Here is a 16,327-nt window from a genome sequence, read left to right as displayed (position 1 = left end):
TGAAGTGATGTTATGGAATTTTTAAATGTTTTAAAAGAAAGATATAGTGTAAGAGGCTTTGAAAATAAAGAAGTTGAAGCTGATAAATTAGATAAAATATTAGAAGCAGGAATAAATGCTCCAACTGGTGTTAATTTTCAACCATTTCAAATATTTGTTATTGATACTGAGGAAAATAAACAATTATTATCTGAAATGTATCCACAACCTTGGTTTGTAGAAGCTCCAATAATTTTAGGAGTTGCTGTTAAACCTGCTGATGCATGGGTTCGTAAATTTGATGATAAAAATATAGCTGATATGGATGGAACTATTGTGATGGATCACATGATTCTTGAAGCTACCTCACTAGGTCTTGGAACTTGTTATATTGGTGCTTTTAAACCTGAAAAGGCAAAAGAACTTTTAAATTTATCTGATGAATATGAACCTCTTTTATTTAGTCCTTTAGGATATCCAAATGCAAAGCCAAGAGATACTCCTAGAAAATCAAAAGAAGAATTAGTTAAATTTATTTAAAGATTAAATATGTCTTCTAAAGAGGAAATAAAAATAAAATCAAAATATGATCTTAGAAAAGATTTATTATTAGTTATAATTTCTAAAGATGGAAATAGGGGAAAAGAAATAAAATTAGATGAAAACTTTATTCTAATATTTAATAGTGAAGGTTTACCTTTATTTTTAGAAATTTATAATGCATCAAATATTTTTGAAGCAAGCAAATTCACACTTTCAAGAATAAATGATATTGATTTATTAATTAATGTAGAAAAAGATTTTATTGAACTTGAATCTAAATTTACATTAAAAGTTCATAATAAAAATGAAATCTTGAATTTTAACTTTAAAGTTAAAAATAGTGAAAATATTCCTAGTTAGTGAAATAATGACTTTATCTTGTGTTTATTCCAATAATTTTGATGAAATGGAAACAATTAAAGAAAAATTAGCTAGTGTAGGTTATGTAATTAATTCAGAAGGAGATAATTATATATTAGTTAAAAAAAGAGCTTATGGAAAAATTTATATTCATTTGGTTCTTATTGCAATAGCTATTTTTTATACATATCCTGTAATCTTTTTAAATTTGATTTATTTTGGATATAATTATATAAAAAAGTCTAATTATATTTTAATTACAACAGAAAAAACTGATAAAGATGGAAATGACTTAGAATTTATGGATTTAGAAGAAATTCTTAATTTAAAAAGGTGAAAATATATGATTAAACAATCATTTTTAAAAAAAATATTCTCAATATTTGTGTTATTGGCTGTAATTATATTAGGTGTAATTCCTCTTATAAATAGTCAATCTATTAATTCGGAAATTATATCAACTTCAATTATAATTATTTGTGTTGGTTTAGGTTATTTATCAATTTTATATAGGCCTCAATGGAATAAAGCGGTTTTATTTTTTGAAGGGTTAATAATAGTTCTAACAGGAACTTTATTTTTAACAAATCCTTATAACTATTTTTTTATTGTAATTGGAATAGTTGTAATCTTAATTTCTATACTTGCATATATGAAAAAGATGCCTAGCTTTTTTTTAGATTTTTTTTATAGAAATTAATAACAATTTCTAAATTTTTTATTCTTTTTTTAAACATTTTCTAAAAATCATTTATTATTTTAAATCATTTTTATTGAAATATTTTATGTTTTACTACAATTTTAAAAATTTAATAGTAAAACATATATATATTGCTGAATAAAAATTATCTTACCATGGTGATTTATTATGGCAAAGATATCAGAAGCAATTGAAGCTATTAAAAAGGCTGAAAACGATGCTGATCAAACTGTTCTTGAATCTGAAACCAAATCTAAAGATTTGATTGAAGAAGCAAAAACAGAGGCTCAAAAATATATGGATGATGCCAAAGACTCAGCTACCGAAGAAGCAAATAATAGTATTTCAGATGCAGAAAAAAACGCGAGAGAAGAAGCTAAGCAAATATTAGCAGATGCTGAAGTTAATACTAATTCTTTAAAAGAAAAATCTTTAGTAAATGTTGATGAAGCAGCAGATTTAATCGTTAAAAATATATTATAGTGTGAGAATGTATGTTTCAAACTGCGAGAATGCGAAAAATAAAGATAATTACTCATGATGAGTATGTTTCTCCTACCGTGAAAACTCTTCACGAAGAAGGAATAGTGCAAATCAATGATATTTCTGATCGCGTTCAGCATGATCCTGAATTAGCAAAAAGTATGGCCCCATCTAAGGCCCACCCACAATCTGGTAAAATTTCTTCTCTTTTGATGAAGACTACAGGAATTTCTGAATTATTTGGAAATGCCATATCAGAAGATAGTGGTATAATGGGAATGGTTAAAGGTTTTTTTAGTTTAGATATGCCTCCAGCAAGAATGGTTAATGATGAAAGTAACGATGAGTTAATCAAAAAAGCTGAAGACACTCTTTCTAAAGTTGAATCTCAATCAAAAGTCATCGAAAATCGTTTTTCTGCATTGGATGCTGAGAAAAGCAAACTTGAAGCTAATCAGTGCGTAGCTAAGAGATTGATTAATTTAGATATGGATTTATCTTTATTAAAAGATACTAAATATACTTCTACCGCTGTTGGACGGATTGACGCTGAATTTTTTTCAGAAGTTAAGGAAAAGTTAAGTAACTTGAATGATGAACTAATTTTCAATGAAGTTAAAGATAATAATGATGAATTTAAAATTATTGTTGTTGTAGCTTTAAAAGAAAACAAAGATGAAGTGTTCTCCATACTTCGTAAATATAATTTTGATAAATTCGACTTGGAGGATTTAGAAGGAACTCCTGAACAGATTGTTTCAAGTACTACTTCTAGGTTAAGTTCTATTGAGAATGAATTTTCTAATTCCAAAAAAGAATTAAAAGAATTAGCTCTTAAATGGGATAATGATATTTTAGTTTTAAAAGAAGAATTAGAAAATGCAAAAGAAAGGAATGAGATTTCTTCTTCTTTTCTAGAAACTCGTGATACAAAAATGCTTGAGGCTTGGATTCCTTTAAATGATATAGATAAATTTAAGGAAATGGTCGAAAAAACTACTCAAGGATATTGTATTTTTGATGTTGAAGACGTAGGTGATGATGATGAAGAAGTCCCTGTTCTTCAAAAAAATATAAGGTATGCAAAACCTTATGAGCTTCTTGTACAAATGTATGCCCCAGTAAGATATAATAGTATAGACCCTACTATTTTTGTTGCTTTAATGTTTCCATTTTTATTCGGTTTCTGTTTAACAGATGCTGTTTATGGATCTATTGTATCTTTAATTGGTGTTATTTTAGTTGTAGGTATGAAAAAATGTGATAGTTCAACCATGAAATCATTTGGTTATATTCTTATTACAAGTGGTTTATGGTCGATTTTACTAGGTTTAATTTCTAATGGATTTTTAGGAGATTTTCCTGAAAGGATGTTAGGATATAGATTACCAACTATTATTCCTTCAATTGAAGCATTTGTTCATCCAGATACTATTTTAATTATTGCAATTGCTATAGGTATTATATACCTTAACATAGGATTTGTAGTAGGTTTAATTAATAATATAAGATATAAAAATAAAAAAGAAGCTATTGGATCCCAAATTGTATGGTTTGTTTTAGAAGCAGGTATAATTTGTTTAGCATTAGGTTTCCTAATGCCTGCTATTGGTATGATTGGTATGGGTCTTGGTGGATTACTTATTGTATTGAGTCTTGTTTTGTTAATTTATGCTAATGGTGTATATGGAATTATGGATGTTTTTGGCTTTTTAGGAGATGTTTTATCATTTGCACGTCTTTTAGCTTTATGTTTAGCTACAGGCGGTATTGCAATGACTGTAAATATTTTAACTCAATTAGTTGGAGATATGATTCCTTATGTTGGTTTTATTTTAGCAATTGTTGTATTTATAGGTGGACATGTTGTAAACTTCCTTTTCCAAGTATTAGGAGCATTTGTTAATGCATTGCGTTTGCATTATGTAGAGTTCTTTTCCCAATTTTATTCAAGTGGAAAAAATAAATTTGAAGCATTTAAATCAGATAGATGTTTCACAAAATTAAAAAATAATTAATATTATAATTTATATTCAATTTAAATAATTTATAAAAAGATAATAAGGAGATATATTATGGTAGATATTGCTTTAGGTACTGCTTTAGCAGCTATTGGTGCTGGAGTAGCTATTGGATTTGCTGGCCTCGGTTCTGGATTAGGTCAGGGTATGGCAGCTGCTGGAAGTGTAGGTGCAGTTGCAGAAGACGGTGACATGTTTTCTAAAGGTATTATTTTCTCTGCATTACCAGAGACTCAGGCAATTTACGGTTTCTTGATTGCTATTTTATTATTAGTATTTTCAGGATTATTAGGTGGAAGTGGAAATCTTTCAACAACTGCAGGTATTGTAGCTATTGGTGTAGGAGCTTCTATTGGTTTTGCTGGTTTAGGTTCAGGTATGGGACAAGGAATTGCAGCAGCATCTTCTGTTGGTGCTATTGTTGAAGATGACGACATGTTTTCCAAAGGTATTATTTTCTCTGCATTACCAGAGACTCAGGCAATTTACGGTTTCTTGATTGCTATTTTACTTATGGTATTCGGCGGAATATTAGCTTAGGAGGCTTAATAAAATGAGCTCTGGCACAGATAAAATTGTTTCAAGTATTATGTCTGAAGCCCAGGTTAAAGCTGATGAAAAAATTCAAACTGCAGATGCTGAAGCTGAAAAAATTAAAGCAGCTGGTATTAAAGATGCTGAAGCAGAAAAGAAAAGAATATCAGAAAGTGGTGCAAAACAATCTGATATGAGACGTCAGCAAATAATTTCTGAAGCTAAGATGAATGCTCGTAGAGCAGAATTAGGGGCTAAAGAAGAAGTCATCGAAGAAGCTTTTAATAAAGCAAAAGATGATTTAAAAGAATTAGCTTCTACTACTGATGAAAAATATGTTAATTCTTTAAAAAATATGATTAAAGAAGCTGCTACTGATATTGGTGGCGGAAATTTAATCGTTCAAGTTAAAGAAGATGATATTGATAAAATTAAAAATGATTTAAATAGTATAGCTACTGGAATTTCTAATACTACTTTAGAAATTGGAGAACCTATTGAAACTATAGGTGGAGCTATTGTTAAAACTAAAAATGGAGACATTGAAGTAAATAATACTATTGAATTAAGAATTTCTAGATTCAAAAAATTATTACGTAATGATGTAGCTAATATTTTATTTAAAAACTAGGAGGTTAGATTATGGCTGATGAGATTACTACATTGTTAGAAACAGTGGGTATTACTCCGGAAACTTTTATGGTTCTTATAATAATTGTATTCGTTGTTGTTGGCGCAATTATTGTTATAATTACATCAAGACCTATATTAGATATATACCCTTATCTTAATCCTAGTGCAAAAGTTAGAGCTAGAAAAGGAAGATTGTTAACTGAAAAACAGTTATCTGAAGTAGCTGAAGCTAAAGATAGTGATGAAGTAATTAGCTATCTTAGTGGTCTTCCAGATTATGCTCCATATTTAGAAAAATATCCTCTTGATAAGGCATTAGATGTTAATTTGGCTGACAATTATAAGATGATTTCAAGAATTGTCCCTCCAAAAGTACAAAAACCTTTTAAAATAATGTCTAAAAAAGTTGATATTACTAATATTAAATCATTAATTAGTGCAAAAGAAGTTGGTCTTAGTGCAGATCAAACTAGGGACCTTTTAATACCTTCTGGTGAATTATATAATCAATTAGATTCTGTTGCTGATGCTAATTCTGTAAATGATGTTTTAGCTGCATTAGATGGAACTGAATATGCTCCTGTCTTAGATGATGCACTCCCAAGGTATGAAGAAAATGATATGGTTTTAGAATTAGAATCTGCATTAGATAATTATTATTTAAATAGCTTACTTAGTTCTACTGAAGTTCCATCTGAAGAAAATACACAAATTTTGTATACTTATATTGGAACTCAAATAGATTTAGCTATATTAAAAACTTTTGTAAGAGCTAAACAAGATGGTTTAACTTATACTAATATTAGTCCATATACTTTAACTAATGGATATCAATTAAGAGAATGGAAACTCAAAGATTTAATGGAAGCAAATGATATATCTAATTTTGTATCCTATTTAGAAGGTACAAAATATTCTGACTTCTTATCAGATGCTTTGACTGAGTATGAAAAAACTGATTCAATAGCTATCTTTGAGAAAGAATTAGATTTACATTTTGCAAAACTTGTAAAATCTTTATCTATTAAAAAACCATTAGGAATAGGTCCTATTATTGGATATTTAAATCAAAAAGAATCTGAAATTAGAAATTTAAAAATTATTACAAGAGCTAAGAAGGAAACAGATTATCCAGTTTCTAAAATTATGGAGTTGTTAGTATGAGTTCTGTAGGAATTATAGGAAACGAGGATATTGTATCTGGTTTTAGACTTGGAGGAGTCAAAGAGGGCTTTGCTGTTAACTCTAAAGAGGAAGCTATTGCTGCTCTTGATGAATTTTTAGACAACGAAATTTCAGTTATTATTATAACACAAAAAATTGCTAACGAGATTAGAGATCATATAAATAAAAAACTTGGATCACAAGTTTTACCAATGATTATTGAAATTCCTGATAAAGATGGTGAATCTGAAGGATCATCTGATCAATTAGCTGAGCTAATTAAAAGAGTTATTGGGGTAGAGATGGTTAAATGATTATTGAAGGAAATATTATTAAAATTGCGGGGCCAGTTATTGTCGCAGACGGCATGAGAGGTACCCAAATGTTTGAAATGGTTAAAGTAGGTAACAATAAGCTTATTGGAGAAATCATTGAGCTTGAAGGAGATGCTGCGACCATTCAGGTATATGAAGAAACCGCTGGGATTCAACCTGGCGAAGTAGTTGAAAGTACTGGTGGTCCAATGTCAGTAGAGCTTGGTCCAGGGGTTATGGGATCTATTTTTGATGGAATTCAAAGACCTTTGGAAATAATTAAAGAAGCATCTGGTGATTTTATTGCTAGAGGTATTGATGCACCAGCTGTTGATAAAGACAAAAAATGGACTTTTAAACCAGTAGCTAAAGTAGGAGATATTGTTAAAACAGGAGATGTTTTAGGAGAAGTTCAAGAAACTACTGCTGTTTTACAAAAGATTTTAGTCCCTCCTAGTTTTGATGGAAAAATCAAATCTATTGTTTCTGAAGGCGAATTTACTGTTTTAGAAGATATTGCTGAAATTGAAACCGAAGAAGGAGACAAAAAAGTTCAAATGCTCCAAAAATGGCCTGTTAAAAAAGGACGTCCGTTTGTAAATAAATTAGATCCAGATGTACCTTTAGTAACTGGTCAAAGAGCTCAGGACACTTTCTTTTCCGTTGCAAAAGGTGGTGCAGCAGCTATTCCTGGTCCTTTCGGATCTGGTAAAACTGTTACACAACAACAATTAGCTAAATGGGCTGATGCTGATATTGTTATTTATATTGGTTGTGGAGAACGTGGAAATGAGATGACTGAGGTACTTACTGAGTTCCCTTATTTGGAAGATCCAAAAACTGGAAATCCTTTGATGGATAGGACAGTTCTTATTGCTAATACTTCAAACATGCCGGTTGCAGCTCGTGAAGCTTGTGTATATACTGGAATTACTATTGCAGAATATTATCGTGATCAAGGTTATGATGTAGCACTTATGGCGGATTCTACCTCAAGATGGGCAGAAGCTATGAGGGAGATTTCAGGTAGGCTCGAAGAAATGCCTGGTGAAGAAGGATACCCTGCATACTTAGCTTCAAGACTTGCTCAGTTCTATGAAAGAGCTGGAAGAGTAAACACTTTAGGTACTGAACCAAAAGTAGCATCTATTAGTGTTGTTGGTGCTGTATCTCCTCCTGGTGGGGATTTATCAGAACCTGTTACTCAGAATACATTACGTATTTGTAAGGTATTTTGGGCATTAGATGCATCTCTTGCAGATAAACGTCATTTCCCTTCTATTGATTGGTTACAAAGTTATTCATTATATGTTGACAGTATTCAAAGTTGGTGGGAGAAAAACATAGCTGCTGATTGGAGAAGTATTCGGGATGAAGCTATGGCTTTACTTCAAAAAGAATCTGAACTTCAAGAAATTGTACAATTGGTTGGTCGTGATGCTTTGCCAGATAGTGACCAAATCACTTTAGAAACCGCACGTATGTTAAGAGAAGATTTCTTACAACAAAATGCATTTGATGAAATTGATACTTATTGTACTCCTGAAAAACAATATCAAATGTTAAAAACTATTCTTTCATACCAAAAAGATGCTCTTGCTGCACTTGAAAAAGGTTCAGATGTTCAAAATATTGTCGAATTACCAGTAAAAGAACAAATTGGTAAAATGAAATATATTCCTGAAGATGAATTTGCAGATAAGATTAGCAAAATTCAAGAAGATATTACTAAAGAATGTAGTGAGGTTTAAGAATGAACACTAATATTAAAACAAGAGAATACACTACAGTTTCAGAAGTTGCTGGTCCTTTGATGGTTGTTGAAGGTGTTGAAGGTGTAAGTTACAATGAAATTGTCGAAATTCAAACTCCTAATGGTGAACAAAGAAGTGGACAAGTTCTTGAAGTTAATAAAGATGTAGCTGTTGTTCAGGTTTTCGAAGGAACTACTGATTTAAATACTAAAGATACTAAAACTAGATTTACTGGTCAAACTGCTAAAATAGGTGTTTCTAAAGATATGATTGGAAGAATTTTCAATGGTATTGGTGCTCCTATTGATGGTGGTCCAGAAATCATAGCTGAAAAAGAATTAGATATTAATGGTAGTCCAATGAATCCTGTTTCTCGTGAATTTCCAGAAGAATTTATTCAAACAGGGATTTCCACTATTGATGGAATGAACACATTGGTTAGAGGTCAAAAGCTTCCTATTTTCTCAGGTTCTGGTTTACCTCATAATGATTTTGCTGCTCAAATTACAAGACAAGCTAAAGTGCTTGGTGATGACAGTGATTTTGTAGTTATATTTGCTGCTATGGGTATTACTCACGAAGAAGCTAACTTTTTCATGAACGATTTTGAACGTACTGGAGCTATTGAAAACGTAACTGTATTCATGAACTTGGCAGACGATCCTGCTGTTGAAAGAATCATGACTCCTAAAATGGCTTTAACTGCTGCTGAATACTTTGCTTTTGAGTTAGATATGCAAGTATTGGTTATTTTAACTGATATGACTAACTATTGTGAAGCTTTAAGAGAAGTTTCTGCTGCTAGGGACGAAGTTCCTGGAAGAAGAGGTTATCCTGGTTACATGTACACAGATTTAGCTACTATATATGAACGTGCAGGCCGTATTGATGGTAAAAAAGGTTCTATTACTCAGATGCCTATTTTAGTTATGCCTCAAGACGATATTACTCACCCTATTCCGGATTTAACTGGATATATTACTGAAGGACAAATTGTACTTAGTAGAGATTTATTCAGGAAAGGTATTTATCCTCCTGTAAATGTACTTCCTTCATTATCTCGTTTAATGAGTGGTGGTATTGGTGAAGGTAAAACTCGTGATGATCATAGTGGTGTTTCAGACCAACTTTATTCTGCATATGCAGAAGGTCGTGACTTAAGAGATTTAGTTGCGGTTGTTGGGGAAGAAGCTCTTACAGAACGTGATCAAAAATTCTTGAGATTTGCTGAAGCATTTGAAGAAAAATTTATCACTCAACATAAAGATGAAGATAGAACTATCTTTGAAACTCTCGATATTGGTTGGGACTTATTAAAAACATTACCTAAATCTGAACTCAAGCGTGTTAAAGAAGAATTTATTGAAAAATATCTTCCTAAAGATGATGAGTAGACTATTAGCATTTAATGCTAAATAAGAAGAGGATAAAATGGCACAAGATATTATTGATGGAATTAATCCTACTCGAATGGAACTACTTAATCTTAAAAAAAGAACTAAACTTGCAGAAAAAGGTCATACTTTACTTAAAGAAAAACGTTCTGCTTTAATTAAAGAGTTCTTTGATATTTTAGACCGTGTTAAAGGAGTTCGTGAGGAAGCTGATTTAAGACTTAAAGAGGCTATGGATGCACTAACATCTGCCCAAATTGTCATGGGTGATTTAGCTGTTAGAAAAGCTTCTTTAGCTGTTAAAGAATCAATCGATGTTGACATTTCTTCTAGAAGTATTATGGGTGTTTCAGTACCTATTGTAAATATTAATATGGATGAAAAATCTTTAGTTGATAGAGGATATGGTTTTAATGATACCTCTATTCAATTAGATGAAGCTGCAAAGAAATTTGAAGAAGCTATTAAGTTAATCATTGAACTTGCAGAAATTGAAAAAACAATTTATTTACTTGCTGAAGAAATTGAGTCTACTAAACGTCGTGTAAATGCTTTAGAACATATCATGATTCCTAAATTTGAAAACACTGTCAAATTTATTGATATGAGACTTCAGGATTTAGAAAGAGAAAACTTCGTTAGATTAAAAATGATTCAATCTACTATTGAAAAGAATGAGGAAGAATCTGATGAAGAAGAAGTAGCTATTTAACTATAGCTATTTTTTTAATTTTTTTTTAAAAAGGTGTTATCATGCAAAGAAGTCCAATTGACCAATATTTAAAAGATCCTGATAAAAAAGCTAGAATTTTTGTCTTTATGACTTATGCAATGATTTTAACTACTATTTTAATCACTGTTGGAACATTGATGTTTATACTATTTTTAGTAGGTGTTTTTTAAATTCATTAAAACTTATTTTTAAATTTTCATTTAATTTATTTATTGATTTATTTTCTTGGATTATAGTAGCTATAGGTTGATTTTTTTCTATAATTACATTAGGATATGGGATATCATAAACATTTTTAAGACTTTCAAGATTTTTTATTTTCACTTTATTTTCAGCATATATTATTTTTTTAAGAGAATATCCTTTAATTTTATTATTAATTTCTATTAACTCATTTTGACATGCTTTAATATGGGCTTCAAGTAGATTAATATTTAATAAACTTTCACAAGATTCATATGTGCCTTGAAAACGTGGATTAACTTCAATTATATGTAAATTGTCTTCATTATCTAATATGTAATCTACACCGTTTGATCCTATTAAATTAAAATCTTTTATTAAATCTTCTGATATTTCATCCATTTCTTTTAAAATATTTGAGCTATTGTTTTTTTTTAATATTTCTTTATTTAGAGGTAGTAAGTTTCCTGAGTATATGAAACTTTCATCATTTTTATAATCATTTTCATTTAAATTTCTTGAATTAATTATTGTTTTTGAATCTTTTTTTGTTGAAAGTACAGATGAACTAATATTTTCTCCTTCAACATATTCTTGAATTATCCATTGATTTTTCATATCATTTAATTGATTAATCGATTCAGTATTTAAAAAGTTTACTCCATAACCACCAAATCCTTTTAGTGGTTTAATGATATATTGCTTCTTTTCATTATTTTTTATTATTTCATTAGCTTCGTCTATATCATTTATTTTAAAAGTTTCAGGAATACAATATTTATTCTTAATCTTATTATAAAAATCAAATTTATTTTCGATTTTTTCTATATTTTTATTTCCTAAAATCTTTTTTTTGTATTTTTTAAATTTTCCATTAAAGTCACTAGGATTCAACCCAGAAACAAGAATTATATAATCAATATTCTCTAAATAATCTTCTGATAATTTTAATAATTTATCACTACTATAATTATCTTCTAATGTGTTACATGTTTTATTCTCAGATTGTTTTAAAATGTGTTTTTCATTTGGAATATTTTTAAAGTCATAAGTGCGATAATAGCTTGTTGAAAATAAATTATAATCTAATTTTAATGCAGAATTCACCATAGCTCTGGTATTTACTCCAGATATTAATAGATTATCCATATTATCATTTGAAATGATTAAAAATAATTTTATATAAAAATAGTTTAATTAAAAGAAATAGTCCCGAGCGGAGTCGAACCGCCGTCTCCGGGTCCAAAGCCTAGAAGGATTACCACTACCCTACGGGACTAACTAATTATAATGCTTGACATTACAACATATGTTATTATAAAAAATATATTATTTAAAGGTTTCGCTTATGATTAAATTTTATTTATTATATATACTATTTGCCCATAAACATTCTTTGGTCCATAAACAATTATTGCATATAGGATCTATATCTTCTGATGATTTAAAAATATTATTTATTATATTAAATAAATCTTCTGAAATAATTTCATCTACATCTAAATTTAATTTATTTATAACCTCATTATCCATAGATTGAATTTTTAAATTACTCTTTTCATCTATACATAATCCTGTATCTGTTAGATTAGGACAATATTTACAAATATCGTCTGATGTATTTAGAATCTTAATTTTCGTATTTTTATTATTAATTAAGTTTTTAATTTCTTTCATATTTTCAACAAAGCTTTCATCATATCCATAACCTTGAAAACCCTGAAGACATAAAAGATGATGACCTCTAAGTGAAATAATCATAAAAATCAATAAAAAAAAGAATGAAGAATTAATTTTTAGGTAAAAATACTTTAGAAATTAATCCTGAAGAGAGTATTTTAGCAATATCTCCAATAATAAAAGGTGCAAAACCCATTATAATTAAATCCATAGGATTTAAAATAATTCCTTGAGTGGTATAACTCCAAATAGCTAAACCTATTAAACCAGGAACATAAATTAATACAAAATTTGCAATTCCAACAGTTGCAGTCATTTTTAAAAAGTTACGTGAATCTGCATAATTTTCACTAATATAACCAATAAAATAAGATGCAAGAACAAATCCGAAGAAATATCCAACTGTAGAACCAAGTAAAGTTTCAATTCCTCCAGTCATTCCTCCAAACCATGGAATTATAGAAATTCCAATAAGAATATATAATATTTGGCTTAAAGCACCATATTTTTTTCCTAAAAATAAACCTGCTATTAAAACAGCGAAAGTTTGTCCTGTAATTGGTACAGGTGTCCATGGAAGCGGAATTATTATTTGTGCCATAATTCCAGTAATGCCTGCCATTATGAAAGCTAAAAATATTTTAGTAAGTGTATTAGAGCCATGAATTTTGTTAAATACATTTTCTCTTAATTCAAAAAAGTTATTAATATTTGAGTACATGTTTTCCTCCAATTCTAAATTAGTTTAACAATTATTTATTTGAAATTTATATATTATAAATATTTTCGAAATTATTTTTTTGATTTTAATAATTTATTAGCCATAAAATCATGAGCTTGCAGTTCAATATCATCATTCAATGGTTCTAATGAATCAATATCATATTTATTTTTCAGTGCATTTAAAATAAGATGATCTGCCATGTGTGGATTCTTAGGTAAGAATGCACCATGTAAATAAGTACCAATAAAATTTTTATATGAAAGTCCCTCTTCTTTAGACTCATCATTATTTCCATATCCTACTTCTACATTTCCAAGAACATCATATTTATGATAAGTACGACCTCCATGATTTTCAAAGCCAACTAATGTTCTAGGTCTTAATCCTAAAGAATTTTCTATTAATATGTTTCCAGTTAGTCTTTCTTCTTGAGCAATAGTTTCCATATCAAAAATTTCAAGACAAGGAATGCTATTTTCATTAAAACTAGAATATTTATTTCCAAACATTTGATAGCTACCACATATAGCTAGTAAAACACCATCATTTTCTATATAATTTTCTAAATCATTTCTTTGTTTTAATAAATCATTTGAAACAGCAGCTTGACTTTTATCAGATCCTCCTCCAATTAAAACCATGTCAACATTTTCATAATCTAAATTATTTTCTTGGCCAACTGAAAAACTTTCTTGATTAACTTCAATACCTCTCCACTCGCATCTTTTCTTAATGCTTATTAAATTACCTATATCTCCATAGATATTTAATGTATCTGAATACATATCTAAAATGTTTAATTCCATATTTTTCACTTGCCTTCTTTCATTCTCATAAGTTCTTTTCTAACTTCAGGTAGTGCTGTAAATGTAGCAATAAGATATTTTTTATCATTATCTTCATTTAAAAAATCATGGTTTGGAAGTTGAAGATCAAATCTATTTTGTGAATGATAAATTTTAATTTTATCTATAGGAAACTCTTCATATTTTAAACGCATAGCTACTTCTTCAGCTCTGGTTCCAACACAATAAAAATTATCTACATTTTTTATATTTACTGCTTCTTTAAAATATGCATCCCATATCCATGAAACATCAGTTCCATCAGGACTGTAATCATTCATAATAAACATTAATGATTTTTTACTTTTATCATAATTAATTGTTGAGAAGACTTCACTTAATCCTATAGGATTCTTAGATAAAACTAACACTACTTCAGTAAAACCAAGATCTATTGTTTCCATTCTTCCTAGTTTATATTCAAAGTTTTCGATTTGTTTTTTTATTAAATCATAGCTAAAGTTATTTTCTCGAGCTAAAGTTATTACTCCAAGAGCATTATATAAATTATAAATTCCAAGAAGATGTAAATCAATTTCTGCAGATTCTTTTTTATCTTTCACTGTAAAATCATATGATTCTGCTTTTAATGTAACATCAGTAATTATATAATCTGCTTCTGGATTTTTAATACCACAATTTGGACAAGAAAATTTCCCCATGTTTCCATAGTTTATATATTCATATTCTAATTTACTTTCACATTTTGGACAAACTACAGACTCTGCAACAGTTTGTTCTTCTTTTGCAAATTTAGTTTCTCCCAAGCTATAATATACTTTTTTATTTTTCAAATCACTAAAATATAAGCTACTAGGACTATCTGCATTTAAAATTAATGTAGCATTTTCATTTTTTATAGAATCATGTACTATTTGAATAGTGTTTTCAACTTCTCCATATCTATCAAGTTGATCTCTAAAAAAATTTGTTAAAATTATATAATCTGCATCAATAAATTGGGTGACATCGCACATAGAACCTTCATCTACTTCAAAAATTCCCCAATCATATTTATTTTTTTTATCTATCAAAAAAGGGCTTATTACTCCTTGAAGCATATTAGATCCATTTAAATTAGATATTACTTCATTATTATTTCCTGAGAAAACATGATTTGCTAAGTTATTTGTTGTAGTTTTTCCATTTGTTCCAGTTATAATAGCTGTTTTATCACATTTTACTATTAAATCATCTAAAACATCTGGTTTAATTTTCATAGCTACTTTTCCAGGTAATGCACTCCCTTTTTTGCCTGCTTTTTGAGCTAATATATAACTAAGCTCTCCCATTAAAGTTGAAATTTTTGAAATCATTTTATTTCACATTAAATTCTTTTTAAATTTTATTATATGTAGTTACATTTTTGCTTTATCATATAAAGACTTTATAGTATCCATATCTACACTTGTATAAATCTGAGTAGTAGAAAGACTAGTATGGCCTAATAATTGTTGAATTACTCTAATATCTACTCCATTTTTCAAAAGATGAGTTGCAAACGAATGTCTCAATATATGGGGAGTTATTGGTTTAGTAATTCCAGCTTTTTTAGCATATTTTTTTATCATGACTTGAATATATCTTGCACTTATTGGATTATTAAACTTATTTAAAATAAGATATTCATTATTATTATTTCTAATATCAATATATTTTTCCATTAACTCTTTTGTTTTTTCATCAAATAAAACTACTCTATCTTTATCTCCTTTACCTCTTATTCTCATAATCCTTTCATCAAAATCAATATCTTTAAGTTTAAGATTTATTAATTCAGATATACGTAAACCTGAGGAGTATAATATAGTTAAAATTAATTTGTCTCTTATTCTAAATTTAATAGATGTTTTACTATCTATTTTTATATTCCATGTAATTGATTTTATTAAATCATTTACTTCTTTTTCATTTAAAGATTTTGGAAGAGATTTTGTTCTCTTTGGAGATTCAACATCTTCTAAAAAATTTAATTTATTAAATTCAAGAAATTTTTTTAAAACAACTGTTACAAGATAAATATAATTTTGACTAACTTCTAAATCTCTTTTTAATAATTGAATATAACGTCTAAAACATCTTAAAAAATCTTTATCACTGTATAGTTTATCTTCTTTTTTTAAATATTCAAAAAATGTTCCTATTATTGATGTGTAAGTTTTGATAGTGTTTTTAGAATAATTTCTGATTTCTAAATCAACTAAATAATCTTCAGTCATTTCTCTAAAATCAAATATTTCTAAAATATTTCTTTTATTTCCTTCTTCATTAAACAAAGGAAGA

General features: G+C 28.5%; 20 protein-coding genes and 1 tRNA gene. 14 read left to right on the top strand and 7 right to left on the bottom strand.

Translation table 11 applies throughout. The features are described 5' to 3' along the window. Positions 1-12: 12 nt before the first annotated feature. From ACA134_RS07310 to ACA134_RS07245, 14 genes are all read left to right on the top strand, one after another. Complete coding sequence (locus ACA134_RS07310; protein ID WP_409199764.1) at positions 13-519, top strand: nitroreductase family protein; 507 nt, start codon at positions 13-15, stop codon at positions 517-519. 9 nt (positions 520-528) lie between these two features. Continuing rightward, positions 529-882, top strand: a complete 354-nt coding sequence (locus ACA134_RS07305) for a hypothetical protein (protein ID WP_409199763.1) — start codon at positions 529-531, stop codon at positions 880-882. A 7-nt stretch (positions 883-889) separates the two neighbouring features. After that, positions 890-1,219, top strand: a complete 330-nt coding sequence (locus ACA134_RS07300; protein ID WP_409199762.1) for a hypothetical protein — start codon at positions 890-892, stop codon at positions 1,217-1,219. 6 nt (positions 1,220-1,225) lie between these two features. Continuing rightward, positions 1,226-1,582: a hypothetical protein gene (locus tag ACA134_RS07295; RefSeq protein WP_409199761.1), complete on the top strand. Its 357-nt coding sequence runs from the start codon at positions 1,226-1,228 to the stop codon at positions 1,580-1,582. 168 nt (positions 1,583-1,750) lie between these two features. Continuing rightward, a complete protein-coding gene (gene ahaH / locus ACA134_RS07290) occupies positions 1,751-2,065 on the top strand; it encodes an ATP synthase archaeal subunit H (RefSeq protein WP_409199760.1) in 315 nt (104 codons plus the stop codon). Positions 2,066-2,076: 11 nt separating this feature from the next. Then, the gene (locus ACA134_RS07285; protein WP_409199759.1) at positions 2,077-4,083 is read left to right on the top strand and encodes a V-type ATP synthase subunit I; all 2,007 of its coding nucleotides are present in this window, start codon (positions 2,077-2,079) and stop codon (positions 4,081-4,083) included. A gap of 57 nt (positions 4,084-4,140) precedes the next feature. Next, a complete protein-coding gene (locus ACA134_RS07280) occupies positions 4,141-4,626 on the top strand; it encodes a V-type ATP synthase subunit K (RefSeq protein WP_409199758.1) in 486 nt (161 codons plus the stop codon). Between the two features lie 13 nt (positions 4,627-4,639). Further along, a complete protein-coding gene (locus ACA134_RS07275; protein WP_409199757.1) occupies positions 4,640-5,251 on the top strand; it encodes a V-type ATP synthase subunit E in 612 nt (203 codons plus the stop codon). An 11-nt stretch (positions 5,252-5,262) separates the two neighbouring features. Next, positions 5,263-6,417, top strand: coding sequence for an ATP synthase A1 subunit C (ahaC, locus tag ACA134_RS07270; RefSeq protein WP_409199756.1), 1,155 nt, complete (start codon positions 5,263-5,265; stop codon positions 6,415-6,417). Beyond that, complete coding sequence (locus tag ACA134_RS07265; protein ID WP_409199755.1) at positions 6,414-6,731, top strand: V-type ATP synthase subunit F; 318 nt, start codon at positions 6,414-6,416, stop codon at positions 6,729-6,731. Before ahaC ends, ACA134_RS07265 begins: the two co-directional genes overlap by 4 nt. Further along, positions 6,728-8,482, top strand: a complete 1,755-nt coding sequence (locus ACA134_RS07260; RefSeq protein WP_409199754.1) for an ATP synthase subunit A — start codon at positions 6,728-6,730, stop codon at positions 8,480-8,482. The genes ACA134_RS07265 and ACA134_RS07260 overlap by 4 nt, the downstream gene beginning before the upstream one ends. A 2-nt stretch (positions 8,483-8,484) precedes the next feature. Then, positions 8,485-9,879 (top strand): ATP synthase subunit B, encoded by a 1,395-nt coding sequence (locus tag ACA134_RS07255; protein WP_409199753.1) that lies wholly within the window; start codon positions 8,485-8,487, stop codon positions 9,877-9,879. 37 nt (positions 9,880-9,916) lie between these two features. Continuing rightward, positions 9,917-10,591, top strand: a complete 675-nt coding sequence (locus tag ACA134_RS07250; protein ID WP_409199752.1) for a V-type ATP synthase subunit D — start codon at positions 9,917-9,919, stop codon at positions 10,589-10,591. A gap of 41 nt (positions 10,592-10,632) precedes the next feature. Further along, complete coding sequence (locus tag ACA134_RS07245; protein ID WP_409199751.1) at positions 10,633-10,782, top strand: hypothetical protein; 150 nt, start codon at positions 10,633-10,635, stop codon at positions 10,780-10,782. On the opposite strand, the gene ACA134_RS07240 is transcribed toward ACA134_RS07245, so the two are convergent. The 7 genes from ACA134_RS07240 to xerA all read right to left on the bottom strand — a co-directional run bounded on the left by ACA134_RS07240 (position 10,754) and on the right by xerA (position 16,263). After that, a complete protein-coding gene (locus tag ACA134_RS07240) occupies positions 10,754-11,944 on the bottom strand; it encodes an ATP-grasp domain-containing protein (RefSeq protein ID WP_409199750.1) in 1,191 nt (396 codons plus the stop codon). The genes ACA134_RS07245 and ACA134_RS07240 overlap by 29 nt on opposite strands. A 58-nt stretch (positions 11,945-12,002) precedes the next feature. Next, positions 12,003-12,074 (bottom strand) — tRNA-Gln (locus ACA134_RS07235). 80 nt (positions 12,075-12,154) lie between these two features. After that, positions 12,155-12,556: a DUF1284 domain-containing protein gene (locus ACA134_RS07230; protein ID WP_409199749.1), complete on the bottom strand. Its 402-nt coding sequence runs from the start codon at positions 12,554-12,556 to the stop codon at positions 12,155-12,157. A 28-nt stretch (positions 12,557-12,584) separates the two neighbouring features. Next, entirely contained in the window at positions 12,585-13,196 is a 612-nt protein-coding gene (locus ACA134_RS07225; protein ID WP_409199748.1) for a biotin transporter BioY, read from the bottom strand. 71 nt (positions 13,197-13,267) lie between these two features. Next, positions 13,268-14,005 (bottom strand): type 1 glutamine amidotransferase, encoded by a 738-nt coding sequence (locus ACA134_RS07220; protein ID WP_409199747.1) that lies wholly within the window; start codon positions 14,003-14,005, stop codon positions 13,268-13,270. Between the two features lie 5 nt (positions 14,006-14,010). Further along, positions 14,011-15,360: a MurT ligase domain-containing protein gene (locus ACA134_RS07215; RefSeq protein WP_409199746.1), complete on the bottom strand. Its 1,350-nt coding sequence runs from the start codon at positions 15,358-15,360 to the stop codon at positions 14,011-14,013. Between the two features lie 42 nt (positions 15,361-15,402). Next, positions 15,403-16,263 (bottom strand): site-specific tyrosine recombinase/integron integrase, encoded by an 861-nt coding sequence (gene xerA, locus ACA134_RS07210; protein ID WP_409201087.1) that lies wholly within the window; start codon positions 16,261-16,263, stop codon positions 15,403-15,405. Positions 16,264-16,327: the final 64 nt, after the last annotated feature.

Origin of the sequence: Methanobrevibacter sp. DSM 116169, assembly GCF_046197865.1 — an archaeon.
Classification (GTDB): Archaea; Methanobacteriota; Methanobacteria; order Methanobacteriales; family Methanobacteriaceae; genus JAHKLT01.
This window is presented reverse-complemented; position numbering and strand designations above follow the sequence as displayed.

Bases quoted from the DNA above. Each gene is read 5' to 3' on its own strand.
- ACA134_RS07310 (WP_409199764.1), top strand. From the start codon at position 13: ATGGAATTTTTAAATGTTTTAAAAGAAAGATATAGTGTAAGAGGCTTT.
- ACA134_RS07305 (WP_409199763.1), top strand. From the start codon at position 529: ATGTCTTCTAAAGAGGAAATAAAAATAAAATCAAAATATGATCTTAGA.
- ACA134_RS07300 (WP_409199762.1), top strand. From the start codon at position 890: ATGACTTTATCTTGTGTTTATTCCAATAATTTTGATGAAATGGAAACA.
- ACA134_RS07295 (WP_409199761.1), top strand. From the start codon at position 1,226: ATGATTAAACAATCATTTTTAAAAAAAATATTCTCAATATTTGTGTTA.
- ahaH (WP_409199760.1), top strand. From the start codon at position 1,751: ATGGCAAAGATATCAGAAGCAATTGAAGCTATTAAAAAGGCTGAAAAC.
- ACA134_RS07285 (WP_409199759.1), top strand. From the start codon at position 2,077: ATGTTTCAAACTGCGAGAATGCGAAAAATAAAGATAATTACTCATGAT.
- ACA134_RS07280 (WP_409199758.1), top strand. From the start codon at position 4,141: ATGGTAGATATTGCTTTAGGTACTGCTTTAGCAGCTATTGGTGCTGGA.
- ACA134_RS07275 (WP_409199757.1), top strand. From the start codon at position 4,640: ATGAGCTCTGGCACAGATAAAATTGTTTCAAGTATTATGTCTGAAGCC.
- ahaC (WP_409199756.1), top strand. From the start codon at position 5,263: ATGGCTGATGAGATTACTACATTGTTAGAAACAGTGGGTATTACTCCG.
- ACA134_RS07265 (WP_409199755.1), top strand. From the start codon at position 6,414: ATGAGTTCTGTAGGAATTATAGGAAACGAGGATATTGTATCTGGTTTT.
- ACA134_RS07260 (WP_409199754.1), top strand. From the start codon at position 6,728: ATGATTATTGAAGGAAATATTATTAAAATTGCGGGGCCAGTTATTGTC.
- ACA134_RS07255 (WP_409199753.1), top strand. From the start codon at position 8,485: ATGAACACTAATATTAAAACAAGAGAATACACTACAGTTTCAGAAGTT.
- ACA134_RS07250 (WP_409199752.1), top strand. From the start codon at position 9,917: ATGGCACAAGATATTATTGATGGAATTAATCCTACTCGAATGGAACTA.
- ACA134_RS07245 (WP_409199751.1), top strand. From the start codon at position 10,633: ATGCAAAGAAGTCCAATTGACCAATATTTAAAAGATCCTGATAAAAAA.
- ACA134_RS07240 (WP_409199750.1), bottom strand. From the start codon at position 11,944: ATGGATAATCTATTAATATCTGGAGTAAATACCAGAGCTATGGTGAAT.
- ACA134_RS07230 (WP_409199749.1), bottom strand. From the start codon at position 12,556: ATGATTATTTCACTTAGAGGTCATCATCTTTTATGTCTTCAGGGTTTT.
- ACA134_RS07225 (WP_409199748.1), bottom strand. From the start codon at position 13,196: ATGTACTCAAATATTAATAACTTTTTTGAATTAAGAGAAAATGTATTT.
- ACA134_RS07220 (WP_409199747.1), bottom strand. From the start codon at position 14,005: ATGGAATTAAACATTTTAGATATGTATTCAGATACATTAAATATCTAT.
- ACA134_RS07215 (WP_409199746.1), bottom strand. From the start codon at position 15,360: ATGATTTCAAAAATTTCAACTTTAATGGGAGAGCTTAGTTATATATTA.
- xerA (WP_409201087.1), bottom strand. From the start codon at position 16,263: ATGACTGAAGATTATTTAGTTGATTTAGAAATCAGAAATTATTCTAAA.